Consider the following 1,003-nt stretch of genomic DNA (forward strand, 5'->3'; position numbering starts at 1 on the left):
AGTCGGGGGCGGGGAGGGCGGTGCGGTCGAGTTTGCCGTTGGCGGTGAGGGGAAGCGCGTCCAGCTTCACCACGGCGGCCGGGACCATGTGGTCGGGCAACCGCTCGGCGACGTACTCGCGCAGCACCACCGCGTCGGCGGAGTCGCCCTCGGCCGGGACGATGTAGGCGACGAGGCGCTTGTCGCCCGGCCGGTCCTCCCGGGCCACGACCGCGACCTGGGCGACGTCCTCACGCTCGGCGAGCACCTTCTCGATCTCACCCGGCTCGATCCGGAACCCGCGGATCTTCACCTGCTCGTCGGCGCGCCCGGCGAACACCAGCTCGCCATCGCAGGTCCATTTGGCCAGGTCACCCGTCCGGTACATCCGCTCACCCGCCCCGAACGGGCAGGCCACGAACCGGCCAGCGGTCAAACCAGCACGGTTGACATACCCGTGCGCCACACCGGCACCGGCCACGTACATCTCGCCGGTCACGCCGGGCGGGACGGGGCGCAGGAACTCGTCCAGCACGAACACCCGGGTATTGGCAATAGGACGACCGATCGGCACGACATCCCCGCCGCTCAGCGGGCCGGTCATGGTCGCGCACACCGTCGTCTCGGTCGGACCGTAAGCGTTGATGAACCGACGCCCCGCCGACCACCGCTGCGCCAACCACGGCGGGCACGCCTCACCCGCCACCACCACCGTCACCCCATCCGGCAGATCCTCCACCACGCCGAGAACCGACGGCGGCACCGTCACATGCGTCACCCCGTACGAGGAGACGACTCCTGCGAGATCGCCGCCCGGCACGTCCACCATGACCACGGCCGCGCCCGACAGCAGCGCGACGAACACTTCGGAGACCGCCGCGTCGAACCCCAGCGAGGCGAACTGCAACACCCGCGCGTCACACCCCACACCGAAGCCCTGCGACTGGGCGGCGACCAGGTTCACCACACCGCCATGGCGGACCGCCACCCCCTTCGGCACACCCGCCGAACCCGACGTGAAGAT

Annotated in this window: 1 protein-coding gene; it reads right to left on the minus strand. The window is 70.8% G+C overall.

The window, feature by feature from the left end; all coding sequences use genetic code 11:
* The coding region (locus ABD879_RS32685) for an AMP-binding protein (protein WP_345025665.1) at positions 1-967 on the minus strand (967 nt) is incomplete at its 3' end.
* Positions 968-1,003: the final 36 nt, after the last annotated feature.

This window comes from Actinomadura keratinilytica (assembly GCF_039539665.1).
In the GTDB taxonomy this organism is placed as follows: domain Bacteria; phylum Actinomycetota; class Actinomycetes; order Streptosporangiales; family Streptosporangiaceae; genus Spirillospora; species Spirillospora keratinilytica.